Source organism: Comamonas testosteroni ATCC 11996 (assembly GCF_000241525.1).
In the GTDB taxonomy this organism is placed as follows: domain Bacteria; phylum Pseudomonadota; class Gammaproteobacteria; order Burkholderiales; family Burkholderiaceae_C; genus Comamonas; species Comamonas testosteroni.
The window spans coordinates 1-910 of sequence record NZ_AHIL01000058.1 but is presented as its reverse complement, the minus strand read 5'-3'; the positions used below and the strand labels follow the sequence as shown (position 1 = coordinate 910).

Sequence of the window (910 nt, the reverse complement as noted above, 5' to 3'; positions counted from 1 at the left end):
CCAGAGTGAGTGGTACGACGACTTTCAGGCGTTCCGTGGCCCGCTCCAAATACTCGAACTGGCCAGACCACGACAGGGCATAGCCGGCAGGCATGGCCACCTGCTTGGCAACAATGGCTTGCATGTCATGGACGACGGAGCGCAAGTCCCGGCCACGTACATCGACATAGACCCAGCCCGAGAGCCGTGCGTTTTCACTGCGGATCATGGGTGGGCCTTCTGCGATGACGATCTTGGCGACGTCATGCAGGAGCACGGTGGCACCCTTGTCTGTCACGAAAGGCAGCTTGCGCAGGCGTTCCAGTGAATCGCGGATTTCGCGCGGGTAGCGGACGTTCACCGGAAAGCGCTCTCGACCCTGAATGACTTCTCCGACATTCTCACCACCGATGGCTGTAGATATGACCGCCTGCACGTCTGCCACAGAAAGTCCGAACCGTGCAGCGGCTTGTCGGTCCACATCTACGTCAATGTACCGGCCCCCTGTCAAGCGTTCGGCCAACGCGGAAGAAACACCAGGCACTGCGCGCACGGCGGATTCAATCTGTGCCGCGAGCTTGTCGATGGTGGCGAGGTCTGGTCCGGCGACCTTGATGCCGACGGGACTCTTGATGCCGGTGGCCAGCATGTCGATGCGGTTGCGGATCGGGGGCACCCATACGTTTGATAGACCCGGAACCTTGACCACCCGGTCCAGTTCTTCAACCAGCTTCTCCGAGGTCATGCCAGGACGCCATTGCTCACGTGGCTTGAACTGGATGGTGGTCTCGAACATCTCCAGCGGCGCAGGATCGGTCGCAGTATCTGCTCGTCCTGCCTTGCCGAACACACGCTGAACCTCGGGCACTGTTTTGATAAGCCGGTCTGTCTGTTGCAACAACTCTGCGGCCTTTGAGACCGAAATACCAGG

The 910-nt window shown here is 59.9% G+C and carries 1 protein-coding gene; it reads right to left on the bottom strand.

Annotation, left to right across the window (positions count from 1 at the left end):
* A partial coding sequence (locus CTATCC11996_RS23625; RefSeq protein ID WP_003081368.1) for an efflux RND transporter permease subunit occupies positions 1 to 910 on the bottom strand: 910 nt, incomplete at both ends.